Source organism: Leptospirillum ferrooxidans C2-3, from assembly GCF_000284315.1.
GTDB lineage: Bacteria > Nitrospirota > Leptospirillia > Leptospirillales > Leptospirillaceae > Leptospirillum > Leptospirillum ferrooxidans.
Window position 1 is genome coordinate 1,887,313 of record NC_017094.1, and the last position, 18,475, is coordinate 1,905,787.

The following is an 18,475-nucleotide window of genomic DNA, read 5'->3' on the forward strand; positions in this document are numbered from 1 at the left end:
GGTATCTTCCGTCGAATAGAAATTGACATTACCATCTGGAACAAAACCCAACCCGCGGCAGACTGGAAGAAAAATGCTGATATCCAGACACTACTTCAGGGCTGGTGATGCGCTTTTACCTCGCCTAACAAACTAGAACAACAAGCCGCAGGAAAAGACCCCCAGGACAGCTCCTGAGCTGAAGAAAACGCTTATGATATACCCGGATGATGACCGAGAATCACCTACCCCCAACACCAACAAATGGAAACTCATGCAGGGCGATCTTTAAGTGCCCCTTATTTTTTCAGTGTTTCCGTCTTCTTCGGTGACTTGGCGAATTGCTCCTCGAGATTTTTGTTCAAGGAAAAAATAATCATGCGCTCACCCGTTTTGGTGCTAATATCGGTGTGCAGGGTCATGACTTTAAGACCCGTAATTTTTTCCACCGCATCAGCAAGCATCTCTCTGCCCTGTTCCAGAAGATTGGATCGCACCTTTTTGATGAGGTTCATTCCTTCTGGGTTTTTCGCCAGTTGTTGCTCTGCCGGAGTCAGCACACCTTTTAACCGGACCAGAACCATATCCTCAATAATGAAAGACTTTGTCTCCTCCGGCCCCCGTCCCTTATAATCCTTTTCAAACTGGATCAAAGCATTGCTGATCTCGGCTTCGACCTGGCCTTTTGTTTTCTTCATTGAACTCCTTTTGTCACAGCCGACCAGTGCCAAACTGTCGATTCTATATTCCGGGCAAAAAAGTCGAAGCCATTGCGGGCTCATCAAATTCCAGCTCTAGAATACAGCAAACCGGGGGCCAGAGAAAACGGTGGCTCAATCAAATACACTCCGTACCTGAATCCACTTGCTTCAAAAACCCGTACGATCTTTTAAATCAAGGGATACCCCTTATTGCTGAATCATTTTTGGATCTTTCGCACGGAAGGAGATTTCCAGATTTTTGTTTAAAGTAAAAACAATCATTCTCTCACCAGTCTTGGTGCTGATATCGGTATGAAGCGTGATAACTTTGAACCCTGTAATTTTTTCGATCACATTTGTCAGAAGATCCCGACCCTGCTCCAGAAGATTTGAACGAACCATCTTTATAAGATTCATTCCCTCAGGGTTTTTGGCCAGCTGCTGCTCTGCAGGAGTTAAAACTCCTTTCAGGCGAATCAGGATCATGTCTTCAATGATGAAAGTCTTCGTCTCTTGGGGCCCCCTACCCATATAATCCTTTTCGAACTGGATCAAGGCATTGCCAATTTCGGCTTCCAACTGGCCTTTTGTCTTTTTCATTGGACTCCCTAATTCTGACCGGCGTCTGAGCAATACCCCATAAAACCTTCCCCAAGAGCTTGGCAAAGCCTTTGCCATCCTTCCACACCGTCTTTCTGTTTCTCTTTCTGAACGGTGAAGCTATCGGCATATGACAAATAAAAAAAGCCGACCCAATTATGAACATTGAGTCGGCTTATAGCTGGACCAATCCCCTCAGGGATTCTTCCGGCTATCTTCCATTTGTGCTGTTGGTATTTTATGCACCAAACAGTGGCTCCAAGTCAAGTGCCCTTTTCCGTCAAACCGGTGGGAACGGGGGACGCAAACACACGAGTCTCGGATGACTATTCCGACACAAAGGATATATTTTCATGAGATCCGTCACAAAATGGAGCAACTCTGGAGCCACCACATCTGCACAATTGATGGACCATCGTTGCCGTTTTGGTATGATGGCCGTTCGCATCCTCGATATCGACCTCACCATGAACCAAAATGGGTCCATTTTTGCTGCAGGACAACCACGAGTCCATTTTCATTGACCTCTCGAAGGAAAAACATATTGTTTCAACGGGCGTCCAATCCGTAATCCTTTGGCAGAAGTCTGTTCTGTCTTTTCAAGTCCATCAAGAGATCCACACATTTTCCATCCAGGGCAGAATCACGAAGTTCATGGAGAATCGAAAACGCTTTTTCATCCTCCATCGCCTTCCGGTAAGGACGATCTTCAGTCAGTGCATCATAAATATCCGAAACAGAGATAATCCGGGTCTCAAGAGGAATCTCTTTCGCCAGGAGCTTTCTGGGATACCCCTTTCCATCAAGACGCTCATGATGTGCACCCGCAACAAAGGAAAGTGTCTTAAACGGGCCAATTCGAACCAGAATTTCCTCCGTGTAACGGGCATGATTCTGGACGATATCATATTCTTCGGAAGACAGACGGCCAGGTTTGTCCAGAATGGTATTGCTGACTCCGAGTTTCCCGAGGTCATGAAGAAAGCCTCCCCTCCGGACCCAACGGCAGCGATCCTCAGAAAATCCCATTTCCCTGGCGATCGACATTGTATATTCGCCCACTCTTTGGCTATGCCCATAGGTGTAGGGGCTTTTTGCATCGATGATTTTCCCGAAGGCCCTCGAGAGAGCATCGAGCCGCTCATCGTTGGCTGGAAGAGAATACTCCGAAGGCTCCAAACTGCGGACATGGTCAGAAAGTTCTTCCGGCGGCAACGGCTCCCAAAGTTCGCTCTTTTGGGACACACTTCCAAACGCCTCCACAACTTCAGGATCAAACCAGGACGATTTGCGTTTTTTTAACTCATAGACCGCCTGGGAGGGGCTTCTTCCATAAGAAAAAACATCCGCCACCTGAGATAAAAGAGCGATTCTGGACAAGAGGGGGATGTCTTTCCCCTCGAGGGATCTTGGCCGTCCTTTTCCGTTCCAGTGTTCGTCGAGACATCGAATCGCATGGGCAATATCCTCATTAAACCCCATCTCGAGAGCAATGTGGGCACCTCTCTCGCATCTCGCCATAAACATTTCCGTGGCCAACTCCTCACCATTTCTGACAAGGTTCAGGATACGATCGATTTTCTCACGCAAGGGGTGTCCCAGAGCCGTATGGGAAAAGACGAAGCGGGCCACCTGAAAAAGACTGTCCGTGTCGACCTTCTTGAAGTCGTTCTTGGTCTGCCGGTCATCAGAAGCATACAGTTCAAAAAGCCTTGCAGCGTTGCTGCTGCAACCGGCATCTTTCAGAAGGATGGAATAATAAAGATTCCACAGAGTCTTCTGATCAAGCCCCATCTCCCGACCGATAGCCATCCCGATTCGACAGGATCTCAGACAGTGTCCGGGGGGCTGTCCCTCCGTCAAATCAAGCGCATAGGTAAAAGAAGCAACCACATCGGAGATGGAAAAAGCGCCCCGTGGTTGTTGCGACATGTTCTCCGGGCTCCAGTTGACCTCCAGAATATTTGGTGTTGACAAGGGCACTCCCGTTTTCAGGTAGAGATCATTTTGAATTGACAAGACGATTCTGGAAACATTCTCTCACGAGAAAAGCTTGATACGTCAAGCAGAACCCTAAAGACGAATCCTTTCGAAAACTCTTCCCCTTGGAAATCAGGGATTTTGGGGTATCCTTTTGGGGGGAAGATGTGAGGAAATTGCAATTCAAATGAATAGGAGGATCACATGAGCAAGGTTCTCAAGGATGTCATTGACGCAAACAAGGCCTATGTTCAAAACTTTGGAACAAAAAAAGACCTGCAGTTGCCTCCGGCGAGGCAGTTTGCCATTCTGACCTGCATGGATGCCCGTATTGATCCTGCAAAAATGGCCGGACTCTCCGAAGGAGACGCCCATGTCATCAGGAATGCCGGAGGTCGGGCCTCCGATGATGCCATCCGCAGCCTGGTCATTTCCTACAAGCTTCTCGGGACAAAAGAATGGTTTGTGATCCATCATACAGATTGCGGAATGCAGCTTTTCACCGATGACATCATGAGGGGACTTCTCAAAAAGAGTCTGGAAACATCCAGCATTGGCTCTTCCGGATGGGTTGATCATGGCCATGGTCCTGGGTCTCTTGAAGGGCAATATGTCAATTTTCTCCCGTTCAAGGATCTTGAAGAAAGCGTTGTCGAAGATGTTCAACGCATTCGTGGCCATCATCTGGTCCCCAAGAGGATCCCCATTTACGGATTTGTATACGACGTCAAAACAGGCAAGCTCAATCAAGTCTCAAAAGCCATGGAAGCAGGAAAAGTCTGAGAAAAACAGGAACGCCCTTTGTCTATGGAAAAGGCTCAATCATTTTCGCCTTTTCCATAGACAATAAACGGGATCGTTTTCATCGACCACTCCGAAAGGGGTCTTTCCAGCATTTTTCGGAGAAAGGTCCGAAACACCTTCCGGTCCAGCTCGAAATAAGGGCTGCCCTGATCGTACCGGGGGTGGAACGGAAAGGGCTTCTTGCTGGCGAAAATGACAAGATATTCCTCGGATACTTTTGTAACCCCCGAGGGTAATGATGCCACGAGAGAGACCGTTGGATCATCCGGAGGATAGAGAAACTCACCCGGGGAGGTGGCAAAAAACTGTTCCCGTGTTGAACGGTAATGAACGTTCTCCGGGAGATGTTCGGCGGTTGGAATGATCCCGACGACCGATCCGGAAAATCCATATCTGTCAAAAACCGCAATATAAAGAGGCTCGTTGACGGAAAAGGAAAGATGAGCGCTCTCTCCATCTTGGTAAAAGGGATGATCGAGCCGAACCTGAAAAACAGGCCCATCAAGAGATTTCCTCCTGAGGGTCAGGCTGACGCGAACCGCAAGCAGCCTGACATGAATTCCTTCAATGGATTTTTCGATCTCCGGAAGAACGGAAAGCTTCATCCCCAAAATATCAAAAGAGTTTTGGAGAAAAAGAGATCGCTCATGAATGGATCCCATCTGGACATTCTGGGCAATGACATCACCCTGGTAAAGCATTCGCCCCTTCATCAGGGCATCTTTCATCGCCCTTCTCATCGCAATTTCACGAGCATCCAAAAAGCCATAATCCGAAAGGCTTGCAAAGCCTGTCCCGGTGACCGGGATCACTTGACCGGAACTCAGCATCCCCGATGGAGTCTGAGCCGGCCGATTTCTCGAAGAAACTCCATTTAGGATATCGGCTTTTGGAAGATAGGCCAGGATTCGAACTTTTCCGGGGGGCCGAGTTTCATAAAAACGGACCTTTCCGGAAAGGTTCAGTTTCGAAACAAGCACACTTGCACTGGCCGAGGAGGTCTTCCCGTTCAGACCCAAAAATCTCGAATGAACATCAATGACATCGCTTGAAACAACTGTCACAAGGCTAACGATCGCCTCTTTCCTTGCTATCTTTTGGGCTTTTTCAAAAGATCTGCCAAAAGTGGAGGACTCGCCTGAACCGATATAGTCGAGAGAAGGGTCGGGCCCGGTCGAAGCCGGGTGAGATACGGCCACACAGCCACAACATGCAAGAAGCAGAAAAAAGACTGACAATCGATTCAAAAACAAGGCCGGGTTCAATGTTCCCCTCCAGACATCATTTGAACCGGAGCGTCCGGCAGATTCACAAAGCAGTCCATGATCGGGGATTATGCGGAAGTTCATCATTTGTTCGATAATGATTAAAGAGAAACGAGGAAAAAAAAACGGGAGGATAAACCTCCCGTCCGGAACAACAGACTCCCCGGCAAGGCCGGAGAGAAGACCCCCTGAGTGAACGGGGGAAGGGGATTTACTTCTGGGAAGAAGAGGTAACGATTCCCCAAGAGAAAAGGACGATCACCACAGCCAGAAGAGCCATCCATGAGCCGAGACCCACATTGTTTGGTACCATGTTTTCTGTCATTTTTCTAATCCTCCATCGACGGGATCGGCCAAACCCCACAAAACCTCAAAACACAATAATAACGTATACTTACCTAAGATAAGTCCTCCACCACTACCGGAAGCCGAAAATCATAGGGCTCCAGCATTGGACCTGCCCTTACAATATTAGGAAGAGAGTGTTTTATTGTCAAGCGGAACCAGATCATCGATAATGAATTATTGGCCTATCTTGACTAAGGCAGGAGTTGCATCAATAAATACTTAAATTTAAACATATTTTCGGGTTGATGCACCTCAATTTTCAAATCTTTCTTTAAGGAGAGTATGGTTCCCCTTTGGCTTGATGCCACGGCAATAGCTCTTCTTATTCTGATCAACGCCATCCTTGCTGCGGCAGAGATTTCCACCATTTCACTGAGACTCTCAAGAGCCCATCAGATCGCTCAGGCGGGGACACCGGAAGCACAGGCCCTCCTGAAGCTCAGAAGGGATCCGGAACGTTTTGTCGCGACGGTCCAGGTCCTGATGACGCTGATCACCTCATTGGCGTCAGCCCTGACGGGAACCGTCACCTATGAGATTTTGAAGCCCCTGCTCATTACATCCCCAATGGTTGAACGCTTTCACTTTCTTTTGCCACTCTCCGTTTCAGGAATCATTCTTCTGCAGGTCTACGGGATGCTGGTCCTTGGTGAAATTGCCCCCAAAACCCTAGCCATCCAGCAAAACGAGAAGATCGCCCTTTCCCTTTCCAGGCCAATTTTGTTTCTGTCCGAATTTTTAAGGGTGCCGGTTCTTCTGGTAACGACAACAAGCCAATGGATCCTTAGATCCTTCGGGATCAAACCCGGAAGCAGCGTCTACCCCATCAGCCCGGAAGAGCTTGACCTTCTTTTGAAGGAAGGAACGGAGCAGGGAGTCATCAACCGGACAGAGCAGGATCTGATCCAGAGCGTCTTCAAGTTTACCGACATCTCCGTAAGGGAGGTGATGATTCCAAGGGTCAAGATGATCACGATCGATGCAAGGATGGGGATGGAGGAGGCGATCCATTTTCTGGCGGATCACCGCTTTTCCCGATACCCCGTCATCAGGGAAGGATCTCCAGATGTTATCGGCATTCTCTATTACAAGGACATTCTTGAACAGCTTGCCCGAAAAAACCCGACCCGAATCGAAACATTGATCCATGCTCCCTATTTCATTCCCGAAACCATGAAGGTCGCCCATACCCTTAAAGAGATGCAGAAGAGAAGAACCCAGATGGCCCTTGTCTTAAATGAGTATGGCTCTCTTGAGGGGCTGGTCACAATGGAGGACCTTCTTGAGGAACTTGTTGGGGAAATTGAAGATGAGAGCGATGACATCCAAAAACCCGTGGAGCGGCTGAAAGATGGCTCCTACCTCGTCGATGGATCCCTATCCGTGAGAGATCTTCGGGAAGACTTTGGACTTGCCATCCCGGAGGGAGATGAATACGAAACGCTCGCCGGATTTGTTCTCTCACAGCTTCAAACCATTCCAAGGGGAGGAGAGTTTTTTTATCTTCCCAAACTGAAAATAACGATTGTCGACATGGACAAGCACCGGGTCTCGAGAGTCAAGATCGAACCTGTTCCCGAAACCTTGCCCGAAACGGTCCCTGCGAAAGAACAACCTGACACCCAAAGGAAACAATGATGTTTGATTTTCTGTTGGCACCTTTCCGAAAGTTCAAGGCTAGGGACTGGATCGTCATCCTCGGGGGGCTGTTCGTGGGTCTTGCCGTTTCCGCCATGTTCAAATCCATGACACTCAAGGAAACCCCTCCCCCGGCGGAGCGACCTGGGGGGCCAATTACATCGACACAAGCTCCTCTGGCATTTTCGACCCAAAAAAACGGAACCTATCAGGACCCGAATATCTCCCTCTCTGCCATTTCATTGAAATCCGGCACCAAGAATATCCACCTGCAGATCAATGTGGAATTTCACCCTCCCGCTGGAACCCCGTATGTCGAGATCGGCTCCTATGAACCACCGACTATGGTCGATGGTCAGGGAGGACTTATTCTGGGAACATTCAACCCACCACCGGACCATCATTTTCAGAATGGAGACCATATGACATCCATCCTGACGTTTCCGGGAGAGCCTGCCTCCTACCCGGTAACGGTCACCATTTTTCTGGCCGAACGCATCGGCGGACGATTCCACATGAAATCCATCTCTCTGACCGGACTTCAAAAAAACTCATCCATACCGACAAAACCTCTTTCCGTGAAAAAAGGATCCGCCTCGTGACAGACAATACAAATTCAAACGATATCGAATCCCCTCCCCAGGAACGTGAAAATACAACCAGAAAACTGACGGACACCCGTTCAGGCCTTGAGGAATCGGATTTTCGCCCAGATCCGGAGATTCGGGCTCGGAACGAGAACTTCATGATGACCATCATGGCCGTTTCCTTCACAATGATCATCGCCCTGATTCTGGCCATGTCCGGACTCACAAGCGCATTCATGGCCGATCAGGTCAAGGGACTTCGACTTGTCGCCTGGTCGATGGCCCTTTTTACTCCGGCAGCCCTTTTGCATCTGATTGTCGTGCGCATATGGCTTGGAGGACTGATCTCCGAAAATATCAAAAAAAATGCCTACCTGCTTGTCATCTCGCTTTTGGGCGCGCTTCTCTTTCTATGGACCCTATCCTCCAATACCGTTTTTGTCTTTGCCGGCTTTATCGGGGCCAATATCTTTTTCCCCCTTTTTGGCCGATACATTCTGTCTCTTGAGCCCCCCTTTCCCAAAACCCATATGGGCTCATTCAACCTCACTCCCTTTAGTCGAACCTCCATGATCATGATTCTTTTTATTGGGGTCATTGTCGGAATGGGCATTGGCATGGAGGACGCAGGAAGCCAGGCCACCGGACGGGGGCTTTTCGCCAGAAACATTGTGGCCAAAAGAATTGGCATGACCAATCGATCGATTGACCTGATTTTCTATCACCTCATCAAACCCTATCGGGTTGTTGAGGCCATCACTTCTGCCAGAAAAAAAGGGGTCTCGGTCAGAATTCTTGTAAAACCGGGAACTCTTTCCGTCAACGCTCAAGACATACAGGAGCTTGTCCGGGCAGGAGCCGAAGTCCGGATATTGCCACCAGACACTCCTTCATGGCTCAGACCATACCTCATCATTGACAAGAGAATACTGATTCAGGGCTCAAAAGGCTGGGCAGATGACCCGATTCCCTTTCAGAGGCAACTCGTGATCCAGGCTAACCTGATCCTTTTTGAACGTATCAGGAGAATGGAAAAGACCTTTGATGTCCTATGGGACCACTCGAAACCGGTTTCAATCCCCCAACCGGCGGTTCCGACAAAAGCCTGAAAAGAAGCAATCGTGTTCTTCCACCGGTGCAGTGCTCCTTTTTCATTTCCTCATGGAGCACCACTGGTTTTTAAAAAACGTCCTCCAATTCCACTTCGCAAAAGACAGCCCTTGACACAAGTGGGATTGCTTGGTAAATTTATCTCGGACCTAATTGGTCTGCGATAAAACAAGTCGGAGAAAAAAGGTTGTGTTGAAACTGACCAAAAAAGTGGATTATGCCCTTCTTTCCCTAAACTTCATGTCCCATCAGGGGGAAGGTAGCATTACAAATATCCGGGAGATTGCAGACGCCCACCAGATCCCTCCGGAGATTCTGGCAAAAGTTCTGACCGCCCTCTCGAAGAAAGGCCTGATCCAAAGTTATCAGGCCCCCCGTGGAGGGTACTCGCTGAAGAAAGCGACATCGGAAATTTCCATTTTGGATGTCATTTCGGCAGTGGAAGGTCCTGTGGTCATTCTCTCCTGTTCTGAAGGGGGTGACCGGGTGTGCCAGCAGATATCAAGCTGTGATGTCAGATCCCCTCTCGAGAGGATCCAGGGAAAGATTCTCTGGCTACTCGAAACAATGACTCTTGATGAATTCATTCACGATGTACCCGATGCCTTAGGAGTAGCCCATGGACGACTTGATTTACTTAGATAACAACTCAACCACCCGCGTTGATCCCAAAGTGCTTGAAGCCATGATCCCGTATTTCACTGAAGACTTTGGAAACGCCCATTCAAGGAACCATCCTTTCGGCTGGAAAGCGGAAGAAGCCATCGACAAGGCCAGAGGAGAAGTCGCAAACCTTATCGGCGCGGACCCCAAGGAGATCGTTTTCACATCCGGAATGACCGAGTCAGACAATCTGGCCATCAAGGGTGTCGCAGAAATGTACAAAGAAAAAGGACGGCACATCATTGTCCTTGAAACAGACATCCGGTCCATTCTTGATCCAACAATCACTCTTTCCCGCGCAGGCTATGAAATCACCACGCTACCTGTCAACAAGGAAGGTCGGGTTGAGATTGAAACGCTCAAAAAAGCTCTTCGGCCAGATACGATTCTCGTCAGCATGATGGCATCCAACCACGAGATCGGGACGATTCAGCCCTTGGCTGAAATCGGGGCCATCACAAAGGAGAAGGGTATCCTTTTCCACGTCAATGGCGCATATGCAGCATCGACGGTTCCCCTCGATGTCAACACAATGAATATTGATCTTTTAAGCCTTAACGCACATCTGATCTATGGGCCAAAAGGGGTTGGGGCACTCTATGTCCGGAGAAAAAATCCGAGAGTCAAGCTGACACCAATGATCGATGGCGGTGGACATGAGCGCGGTCTCAGATCCGGAACACTCAATACTCCCGGAATTGTGGGAATGGGTGCTGCCTGCAGGATCCTCAAGGAAAACTGGAATAAAGAAATTCCCCGTCTTGCCGCTCTCAGGGATCGTCTTGAAAATGGAATTATCAAGGAACTTGATTACGTTGTCATCAATGGTGACAAAGAACACAGGGCTCCGAATGTCTCCAATCTTTCCTTCGCTTATGTCGAGGGAGAAGCTCTACTCATGGGTCTTAAAGAGATTGCACTGTCCTCTGGATCGGCCTGTACATCATCCACCCTTGAGCCTTCCTATATTCTGAGAGCTCTAGGCGTCGGTTCCGATCTGGCCCATTCTTCCATTCGGTTCTCCCTTGGACGGTTCAATACGGAAGAAGAAATCACAACGACCATTCGAAGGGTCAAAGAGGCCGTTTCCCGGCTTCGGGACATGTCTCCCCTCTATGAAATGGCAAAAGAAGGCATCGACATCAAGTCTGTACAGTGGAGCTCCCACTAATAGGAGCATCAAGCAACATACGACAGAATCTCATCAGGAGGAATTCAAATGGCATACAGCGACAAGGTCATCGACCACTATAACAACCCAAGAAACATGGGCTCATTTGACAAGTCCGACGAAAATGTCGGCACAGGTATTGTCGGCGCACCCGAGTGCGGCGATGTCATGAAGCTTCAGCTGAAGATCAATGATGATGGTATTATTGAAGAAGCCAAGTTCAAGACCTTTGGCTGTGGAAGCGCCATTGCATCAAGCTCGCTTGCAACCGAGTGGGTCAAGGGAAAAACGATCGACGAGGCTCTCAAGATTAAAAACACGGACATCGTCCAGGAATTGAACCTGCCCCCTGTCAAGATTCACTGTTCCGTTTTGGCCGAAGATGCGATCAAGGGAGCTATTCAGGACTACCAGGACAAAAAGAGCCGCTAAACACGTCTCGTCATCCGGCAACCATGATGTCCGGATGATCAGTCACTTCAACCAAATCCAGGAGGTGCCACATGATCAGCGTAACAGACAAAGCGGCCGATGAAGTATTGAAACTTGCCAGGACACAGAAAGCGGAAGGGAAATTTCTTCGCCTCGGAATTGAGGGAGGCGGCTGCTCCGGCATGTCTTACCTGATCCGCTTTGAAGAAGAGCCAGGCGAGTTCGACAATGTGATGGAAGGACCAAAGGGGATCAAGATGCTCATCGACCCCAAGAGTCAGGTTTACCTTGATGGATCCGTTCTTGATTATCAGGGCAATGGGCTGATGGGTGGCGGATTCAAGTTTCAGAACCCCAATGCCACTCACAGCTGTGGCTGCGGAACATCTTTTGCCGTCTAGGAACAAACCGACACCTGATCCCCGGCCCAAAAGCCGGGGGTTACGTTCTTTTTGCCAGTATTGAAATCAGCAAGACAGACAGGAGGTATCGATCCATGGGAAAAAACGCCCATCGGCATTCTGGAGATATGGCCAATTCCCTTTGCTGGAATTGCAAGGGAACTCTTGAAGAAGCCGATCTTTGTGGAACATGCGTCAAGATCCAGCCATTCAAGGAGGGTCGGGACTATTTCGATATTTTGGGTCTTCCTCACAGTCTTGTGATCGATTCTGGGATCCTGACCGAAAAATTTCATGAGAAAAGTCGCCTTTTCCACCCGGACTTCCATCGAATGGAGGTCAATGTGGAACAGGAAATCAGTCTCACAAACGCTTCCAGACTGAATCAGGCCTTCAAAACGCTCAAGGACCCATTTCTCCGGGCCGCCTACTACTTGAGCCTTCAAAAACCGGGCAACCCGGTGATTGATCCCAAAAAGCGACTTAACCCACAAGATTTGATGGAGCTCATGGAGCTGAAAGAGGAGCTTGAGTCGGAGATTGCCGTAGGACATCAGGAAGAGGCTTTTGCGCGCCTTGAAAAAGAGACACGTATCCTTGAAAAGGCCATTTTGGAAAGCATGATGGAGATCGACCATCTCGAGTCCGACATGGAAAACGCATCCACAGGACCGGCCGATCCGGATGGGATGATCGAGATTCTTCAGAAAAAAAAGGCCCGGCTTTCAAGAGACCTTGAGTATAGAAAATATATCCAGTCCATCAGACGAGAGATTTTAACTCCAGCAACAGTTAAGGAGACATCGTGACAAGAACCGTCATCGGAATCGACCTGGGAACAACAAACTCCCTTGTCGCCATAATGGAAAACGGCAAGCTTCGTGTTATTTCCGACGCGGAAGGCAGGAAGCTTCTTCCTTCGGTCGTAGCCCTTTCCTCTTCAGGTGTTCAGGTCGGATTTGCTGCAAAAGCCCGCCTCAACGACCCCGAAACGGTGGTCATCTATTCTGCCAAGAGACTTATGGGACGCTCCTTTGCCGATGTCGAAGGTGAAATCCGGCAATTGGCATACCCCGTGGAAAACATTGATGGTCTTCCCCTGATTCCCGATCGTTTCAGGAATCGACACCTTTCCGCCCCCCAGATCGGCGCGATGATTCTTTCCGAGCTTAGAAAGAGGGCAGAGGTCGCCCTTGGCCAAACAGTGACCGATGCTGTCATTACCGTTCCGGCCTATTTCAATGATGCACAAAGACAGGCGACAAAAGATGCCGGAGAGATGGCAGGACTGAATGTCCTCAGGATTCTCAATGAACCGACATCGGCCGCCTTGGCCTACGGGTTCGGAGCCGGAAAAGATGGTCTTTACGCAGTCTATGATCTGGGCGGAGGAACCTTTGACTTTTCCCTTCTCTCCATCCGCAGGGGCGTCTTCGAGGTCAAGGCGACTAGTGGAGACACCCATCTGGGCGGCGATGATTTTGATCAGGCCATTATCGATCAATGGCTCAAGATCCTTCCAAAGGGAATTGATCAAGACAGGCCTGAGGTCAGGGACCTTCTGCGAAAGGAAGCAGAAAAAGCCAAAATTGTCCTTTCTCAAAAAACGGAGACCACCGTATCCATTCCGGCCTTGGGTTTTGAGACAACCCTCACAAGGGAGTCAATGAACAAATGGGTCGAACCGCTTGTCCAGAGAACCCTGATTCCCGTCCATAAGGCCCTTTCCGATGCCGGAGTCATGCCTGGAGAGGTGGACGGTGTGATCCTGGTCGGAGGAGCGACAAGACTTCTGAGGGTCAAGGAAGCGGTAGGAGCCCTTTTCAATCGCCCCATTTACGATGAGCATGACCCCGATCTCGTTGTCGGTGAAGGAGCAGCCGTTCAGGGTGATATCCTGTCCGGCGCACGAAAGGACATGCTCCTTTTGGATGTCACACCCCTTTCACTGGGAATCGAAACAATGGGCGGAGTCATGAGCTCCCTGATTCCCCGCAACACAACAATCCCCACCCAGGCCAAAGAGCTCTTTACCACTTTTCTGGATGGCCAGGTCAAAGTGGACATCCATGTCCTGCAAGGTGAGAGGGAGATGGCCAAGGACAATCGGAGCCTCGCACGATTTTCCCTCACCGACATTACCCCCATGACCGCCGGAGCAGCAAGGATTGAGGTCACCTTTACGATCGATGCGAACGGGATCCTTGATGTTCGGGCTCTAGACCAGAGAACAGGACATTCACAGGGCGTGGTTGTTCATCCATCCTATGGCATTTCGAAAGACACTGTCCGGGAGATGATCAAGGAGTCCTTCCAGCATGCGCAGGAAGATTTCCAGACACGAATGCTGATAGACTCCAGGACAGAAGCGACTACTGTAATCAATGCCACAAGAAGGGCCCTCGAAAAACTCGGATCGGATATCCTTCCAGATGAGGAAAGACTGGTTATCAATAAGCAGCTCGATACTCTTGAAAAAGCGGTCAAAGGAGATGATGCCAAGCTGATACGGGATGAAACTTCTGCCCTTGATCAGGTGACTCGTCCACTTGCCGAACGGCTGATGAACACATCCGTTCAGGATGCACTCGGAGGGAAAGCCCTCCCGGTGACAGAAAGGGAGGCTTGATTGCCCGAGATACTTTTTCTTCCTGAAAACAAAAAAGTTACAGTCAAGGAAGGCGTTTCCATTCTCGATGCTGCCACCAAAAATGGGATCCATCTGGAACATAACTGCGGTGGTGTCTGTGCCTGCGCCACCTGTCATGTGATCGTTACAGAAGGATTCGGAAATCTTTCTCCCATGGAGGAAGATGAGGAAGACCAGATCGAGGAAGCAGAAGGACTTACACTTAAATCCAGACTGGCCTGCCAGGCAAAGGTTCTTGGTGATCTTGTCGTTACCATCCCGTTCTGCTCAAAAGGCGGCCATGAGCATTAAAGGAGAGCATCGGAATGAATTGGAGTGACCCGTACGAAATCGGATTTGAACTGTTGAACCAACATCCGGACGTTGATCCTCTGACAGTCAGGTTCACAGATCTTCACAAATGGGTGACTGAGCTTCCTGGATTCGAAGGGGATCCCAAGACTTCCAATGAAAAAATCCTTGAATCTATTCAGATGGCTTGGCTTGAGGAATGGCAGGACAGGGACTGACTCCCCAAGGCAGGCTCCTCTCCGTCCGCACTCGTATCCCGACCAGGGATCTCGATGATCGGGCCCTTGTCGCAAGGCTCAAAAATGCAAAGGGATTACGCACGACTTATGAGGACTTTCTTGTGGCTAGACAAGGAGAAAGCTCCCTCGATAAGGAAACCTTCCTCCAGTACTTGGAGGAAGTCACCCCGGATCCGGGGGTCATGGAAAAGTGGGTCATCTTCGATCCCACACACAGGGATCACTCAGGCCGTCTCTACATGATGATTGAAGAAACCGAAAAAGGCTCTCGCCTGATCAGGGAAGATGGTACAATGGGAACATGCTCTCAAAAGGAATTCCCGGATTTTTTTACGGCACTTTCAGAACAGACCAAGGAACAATAAAAAATATTGAGGGAGTCTAAAACCCTCCTTCAGCAAATGTTGATTTTGTTTCAGGAATAATGACCCGGAAGAATAACTTCTTCGGGCAAAAGAAAGGTTTCAGCATATGTCAACCGTTTCAGAAGAACTGGTATGGAGCGCATTGGGCCGAGTCATCGAGCCTGATTTCAAAAAAGATCTCGTGACCCTTAAGATGATCGAAAATTTAAAAATTGATGGTGGGAATCTTTCTTTTACAATCGTTTTGACAACTCCTGCCTGTCCCCTCAAGGACGAAATGAAAAATGCCTGCCTTGCCTCGCTGGCTTCGGTTCCCGGAATCACAAATACCGAAATCTCCTTTACCGCCAGAACAACGGGTGGAAGTTTCACCGGAAAGACACCGATCCCGGGAGTCAAGAATGTCATTGCCGTTTCCAGTGGCAAAGGCGGAGTTGGAAAATCAACGACTTCGGTTAATCTGGCCATTGCCCTTTCACAGATGGGTGCCAAGGTTGGGATCATGGATGCTGATGTTTACGGTCCCAACATTCCCATGATGCTGGGGATAACGGACACCCCGCGACAGGTCGACAAAAAACTTTTTCCCCCGTCTGGACATGGAATTACAGTCATGTCAATGGCATTCATGGTCCCGCCCGGAACCCCGCTGATCTGGAGAGGGCCGATGCTCCACGGGATTATCCAGCAGTTCTGCCAGGATATTGCATGGGGAGACCTTGACTATCTGGTGGTCGACATGCCTCCGGGAACAGGAGATGCCCAGCTCTCCCTGGCTCAGTTGGTTCCCTTGTCAGGAGCTATCATTGTCACAACTCCCCAGGAGGTCGCCCTTTCTGATTCAAGGAGAGGATTGGCAATGTTCCAGAAAGTCAATGTTCCTATTCTGGGAATCGTTGAAAATATGAGTTCTTTTGTCTGCCCACACTGCCATGAAGAAACCGACATCTTCTCAAAGGGCGGCGGGGAAAAGGCCGCTCACGAACTTCATGTTCCATTTTTGGGACGGATCCCGATCGATTTATCCATACGGGAAGGCGGAGACTCGGGCCATCCCATCGCAGTTGCCTATCCCGAAAGTCCATTGACACAGTCTTACCGGGACATCGCAGGAAAACTGGCCTCTGCGATTTCCATATCGAATGCAGGAGCCATCCCCATCCAGATCGGAAACTTTGGCGGATGAAAACCGGTCATGGACAGAAACGGCAGGAGACTCCCCAATGAACCCTGCTAAAGTTGCCCGTGTGGCAGCATATGATCTGGCCATTCTGGAGTGGAAAAAAGCCAGGATGCTCTCTGATATGGCTTCGCGCTCCGCAATCGGCTCAGGCGGAGTGGACACGATGGGTTCCAGGGAAGACTGGGACCGTTGGCAAGCTGCGATCAACACGGAAATGGATCTTTGGGTCGATCTGAGGGAAGCATGGGAATCCTTGCACTCGGAAGACCCCAGAAAAATGAATTTCTGATTTGGAACCACCAGATCCCTCCTCTCAGGAAACCTCAGGAGATGAACACCCTCTGAAGGTTTCCTGCGGGATCATACTCAAGAACGGAAAAATCCTCTGTGCGAAAAGACTTCCAGGATCATGGGATGATCTCTGGGAATTTCCCGGTGGGAAGGTTGAAACAGGAGAATCCCCCTCTCAAGCCGTTATCAGGGAACTGTATGAGGAACTGAATATTCGTGTGGAGATCCTCCTCCCCATGCCAACAGTCCTCTATCGGTACCCCCATCTTTACCTGCAGCTCTTCCCGTTTATCTGCCGTATTGTTGAAAACACCCCACAAATTGCCGTTCACGAAGAAATCCGCTGGCTTAACCCGGACGAAATCCAGGATCTTCCCTGGCTTGCACCAAACTGGTCCATTCTCTCTGACCTCAAAAAACTCCTTGAAGATAAACCCGACCTTTTAAACGGTTAAATTGTTGATCCCCTTATTTTTCGCTACACTTCCTATAGTCTTAAGAGGAGATGTCCTGATTCAACAACGAAGCTCCATTATTGCCGGAGGGAAGTTCCATTTTACGAGACCAACCATCAGATCCTGGCCAGGAAACTCCCAAGAGCCAACGCATGGCTTTCATCACTTCCTATGACGGTCGGGAATTTCATGGATGGCAACGGCAAGGCTCAGATCAATCCATTCAGGGGACCATTGAAGAAGCTCTGCACAAACTGACCGGAATGCCGCTCAACATCACAGGTTCCGGAAGAACAGATGCCGGTGTCAGCGCTCATGGGCAGGTGTTTCATCTTGATATTCCAATCAGGGGAAACAGGCCATGGACGCCTGAATCACTCTTGAAAGGAGTGAATCACTTTCTTCCTCAGCGGATCCGAATCCTGTCCGCCACACACACAGCCCAAACCTTCCATGCAAGACACGATGTCGAGCGCAAAATCTACCGCTACAGGCTCAGGATTGTTCCCCAGAAACAAGTCCGCTCTCCTCTGGACAATCCTTTTACCGGAGTTTTTTTTGCTCCTGTGGATTTATCACTTCTCAAAAGCTCCTCCTTGCTCTTTCTGGGAAACCATGACTTCACCCATTTCACCGTCAAAAAATCTCTCCCTCCAAAAACGCAAAGAACCATAGATCATATCTTCTGGGAACGGGATGGTGCTGACTATCAGGTCTGGATTACGGGGAAAGGGTTCCTGCACATGATGATCCGTTTTATCATCGGAACGATCGTTGAAGTAGCCAACGGGAAAAGAACACTAGAAGAACTCGAAAAACTTCTTCAGTCTGACTCGCCGGTCCCGGTCAAATGCCTTCGTCCCGCCCCGCCGGAAGGGCTTTCCCTCATCCGGGTGCTTTATGGAAAGAACGATCCATTCGCCTGACACCTCCTTTCCCATGTCCGATCTACCGATGAAAAGAGCACTTCGATCTCCCCGATGACGATTTGACTTCATAAAAAATTCATATAAAATACATCTTAATTTAGTCAGCGCATTTCAGACAAAACCATTCAAAAAGGAGGGACAGATGGGGTTCTTTTCCTTTCTGAAAAAAGAGGCTCCAAAAACCATCATCACCCAATCCGAACCATTCTCCGACGAGAAGATCCTTAAGGAAGCCTGGAAGGCGGGAAGGTACTCCCCTGCAAACTCCCAGTGCTCTCCCAATTACATCGATCAGTGGGTTCTCAACAACCAGACGACCTATCAAAGTGTAGCCGCACATTTTTTTGAGCGTTTTCCTGTTCGGCAAGATTGATGAAAAGCGGTTTTTCTGGA

The 18,475-nt window shown here is 49.3% G+C and carries 23 protein-coding genes; 18 read left to right on the forward strand and 5 right to left on the reverse strand.

Annotated features, from left to right (window positions below; all coding sequences use genetic code 11):
* Positions 1-278: 278 nt before the first annotated feature.
* From LFE_RS09490 to LFE_RS09500, 4 genes are all read right to left on the reverse strand, one after another.
* Positions 279-677 (reverse strand): DUF2294 domain-containing protein, encoded by a 399-nt coding sequence (locus LFE_RS09490; RefSeq protein WP_014450000.1) that lies wholly within the window; start codon positions 675-677, stop codon positions 279-281.
* Between the two features lie 210 nt (positions 678-887).
* Positions 888-1,280 carry a DUF2294 domain-containing protein gene (locus LFE_RS09495; RefSeq protein ID WP_014450001.1) on the reverse strand — a complete coding sequence of 131 codons (393 nt, stop codon included), beginning with the start codon at positions 1,278-1,280 and terminating at the stop codon, positions 888-890.
* Positions 1,281-1,606: 326 nt separating this feature from the next.
* Positions 1,607-1,801 carry a CDGSH iron-sulfur domain-containing protein gene (locus LFE_RS13745; RefSeq protein WP_320409190.1) on the reverse strand — a complete coding sequence of 65 codons (195 nt, stop codon included), beginning with the start codon at positions 1,799-1,801 and terminating at the stop codon, positions 1,607-1,609.
* Between the two features lie 28 nt (positions 1,802-1,829).
* Positions 1,830-3,257, reverse strand: a complete 1,428-nt coding sequence (locus tag LFE_RS09500) for an HD-GYP domain-containing protein (protein ID WP_014450002.1) — start codon at positions 3,255-3,257, stop codon at positions 1,830-1,832.
* A gap of 207 nt (positions 3,258-3,464) precedes the next feature.
* Here LFE_RS09500 and LFE_RS09505 point away from each other — a divergent pair, with 207 nt between their 5' ends.
* On the forward strand, positions 3,465-4,043 hold the full coding sequence (locus LFE_RS09505; protein ID WP_014450003.1) for a beta-class carbonic anhydrase: 579 nt from the start codon (positions 3,465-3,467) through the stop codon (positions 4,041-4,043).
* Between the two features lie 35 nt (positions 4,044-4,078).
* On the opposite strand, the gene LFE_RS09510 is transcribed toward LFE_RS09505, so the two are convergent.
* Entirely contained in the window at positions 4,079-5,329 is a 1,251-nt protein-coding gene (locus LFE_RS09510; RefSeq protein WP_014450004.1) for a hypothetical protein, read from the reverse strand.
* Between the two features lie 630 nt (positions 5,330-5,959).
* Here LFE_RS09510 and LFE_RS09515 point away from each other — a divergent pair.
* The 17 genes from LFE_RS09515 (at position 5,960) to LFE_RS09595 (ending at position 18,455) form a co-directional block, all read left to right on the forward strand.
* Positions 5,960-7,315 carry a hemolysin family protein gene (locus LFE_RS09515; RefSeq protein WP_014450005.1) on the forward strand — a complete coding sequence of 452 codons (1,356 nt, stop codon included), beginning with the start codon at positions 5,960-5,962 and terminating at the stop codon, positions 7,313-7,315.
* Entirely contained in the window at positions 7,315-7,917 is a 603-nt protein-coding gene (locus LFE_RS09520; RefSeq protein WP_014450006.1) for a hypothetical protein, read from the forward strand. The genes LFE_RS09515 and LFE_RS09520 overlap by 1 nt, the downstream gene beginning before the upstream one ends.
* A complete protein-coding gene (locus tag LFE_RS09525) occupies positions 7,914-9,011 on the forward strand; it encodes a phospholipase D-like domain-containing protein (protein ID WP_014450007.1) in 1,098 nt (365 codons plus the stop codon). Before LFE_RS09520 ends, LFE_RS09525 begins: the two co-directional genes overlap by 4 nt.
* A gap of 190 nt (positions 9,012-9,201) precedes the next feature.
* Complete coding sequence (locus LFE_RS09530; protein WP_148272616.1) at positions 9,202-9,657, forward strand: RrF2 family transcriptional regulator; 456 nt, start codon at positions 9,202-9,204, stop codon at positions 9,655-9,657.
* Entirely contained in the window at positions 9,632-10,846 is a 1,215-nt protein-coding gene (locus tag LFE_RS09535) for an IscS subfamily cysteine desulfurase (RefSeq protein ID WP_014450009.1), read from the forward strand. The genes LFE_RS09530 and LFE_RS09535 overlap by 26 nt, the downstream gene beginning before the upstream one ends.
* A 48-nt stretch (positions 10,847-10,894) precedes the next feature.
* Complete coding sequence (gene iscU / locus LFE_RS09540; protein WP_014450010.1) at positions 10,895-11,278, forward strand: Fe-S cluster assembly scaffold IscU; 384 nt, start codon at positions 10,895-10,897, stop codon at positions 11,276-11,278.
* Between the two features lie 71 nt (positions 11,279-11,349).
* Positions 11,350-11,679 (forward strand): HesB/IscA family protein, encoded by a 330-nt coding sequence (locus tag LFE_RS09545; protein ID WP_014450011.1) that lies wholly within the window; start codon positions 11,350-11,352, stop codon positions 11,677-11,679.
* A 95-nt stretch (positions 11,680-11,774) separates the two neighbouring features.
* Positions 11,775-12,488, forward strand: a complete 714-nt coding sequence (hscB, locus tag LFE_RS09550; RefSeq protein WP_014450012.1) for a Fe-S protein assembly co-chaperone HscB — start codon at positions 11,775-11,777, stop codon at positions 12,486-12,488.
* The gene (gene hscA / locus LFE_RS09555; RefSeq protein WP_014450013.1) at positions 12,485-14,308 is read left to right on the forward strand and encodes a Fe-S protein assembly chaperone HscA; all 1,824 of its coding nucleotides are present in this window, start codon (positions 12,485-12,487) and stop codon (positions 14,306-14,308) included. Before hscB ends, hscA begins: the two co-directional genes overlap by 4 nt.
* The gene (locus tag LFE_RS09560) at positions 14,309-14,620 is read left to right on the forward strand and encodes a 2Fe-2S iron-sulfur cluster-binding protein (protein WP_014450014.1); all 312 of its coding nucleotides are present in this window, start codon (positions 14,309-14,311) and stop codon (positions 14,618-14,620) included.
* Positions 14,621-14,634: 14 nt separating this feature from the next.
* Positions 14,635-14,838, forward strand: a complete 204-nt coding sequence (iscX, locus tag LFE_RS09565) for a Fe-S cluster assembly protein IscX (RefSeq protein ID WP_014450015.1) — start codon at positions 14,635-14,637, stop codon at positions 14,836-14,838.
* A complete protein-coding gene (locus LFE_RS09570) occupies positions 14,820-15,224 on the forward strand; it encodes a hypothetical protein (RefSeq protein ID WP_014450016.1) in 405 nt (134 codons plus the stop codon). The genes iscX and LFE_RS09570 overlap by 19 nt, the downstream gene beginning before the upstream one ends.
* A 106-nt stretch (positions 15,225-15,330) precedes the next feature.
* Entirely contained in the window at positions 15,331-16,410 is a 1,080-nt protein-coding gene (locus LFE_RS09575; RefSeq protein WP_014450017.1) for an Mrp/NBP35 family ATP-binding protein, read from the forward strand.
* 37 nt (positions 16,411-16,447) lie between these two features.
* Positions 16,448-16,696: a hypothetical protein gene (locus tag LFE_RS09580; RefSeq protein ID WP_014450018.1), complete on the forward strand. Its 249-nt coding sequence runs from the start codon at positions 16,448-16,450 to the stop codon at positions 16,694-16,696.
* A 1-nt stretch (position 16,697) separates the two neighbouring features.
* Positions 16,698-17,153, forward strand: coding sequence for a (deoxy)nucleoside triphosphate pyrophosphohydrolase (locus LFE_RS09585; RefSeq protein WP_014450019.1), 456 nt, complete (start codon positions 16,698-16,700; stop codon positions 17,151-17,153).
* 152 nt (positions 17,154-17,305) lie between these two features.
* Positions 17,306-18,079 (forward strand): tRNA pseudouridine(38-40) synthase TruA, encoded by a 774-nt coding sequence (truA, locus tag LFE_RS09590; protein WP_014450020.1) that lies wholly within the window; start codon positions 17,306-17,308, stop codon positions 18,077-18,079.
* A gap of 145 nt (positions 18,080-18,224) precedes the next feature.
* A complete protein-coding gene (locus tag LFE_RS09595) occupies positions 18,225-18,455 on the forward strand; it encodes a hypothetical protein (RefSeq protein ID WP_014450021.1) in 231 nt (76 codons plus the stop codon).
* Positions 18,456-18,475 lie beyond the last annotated feature (20 nt).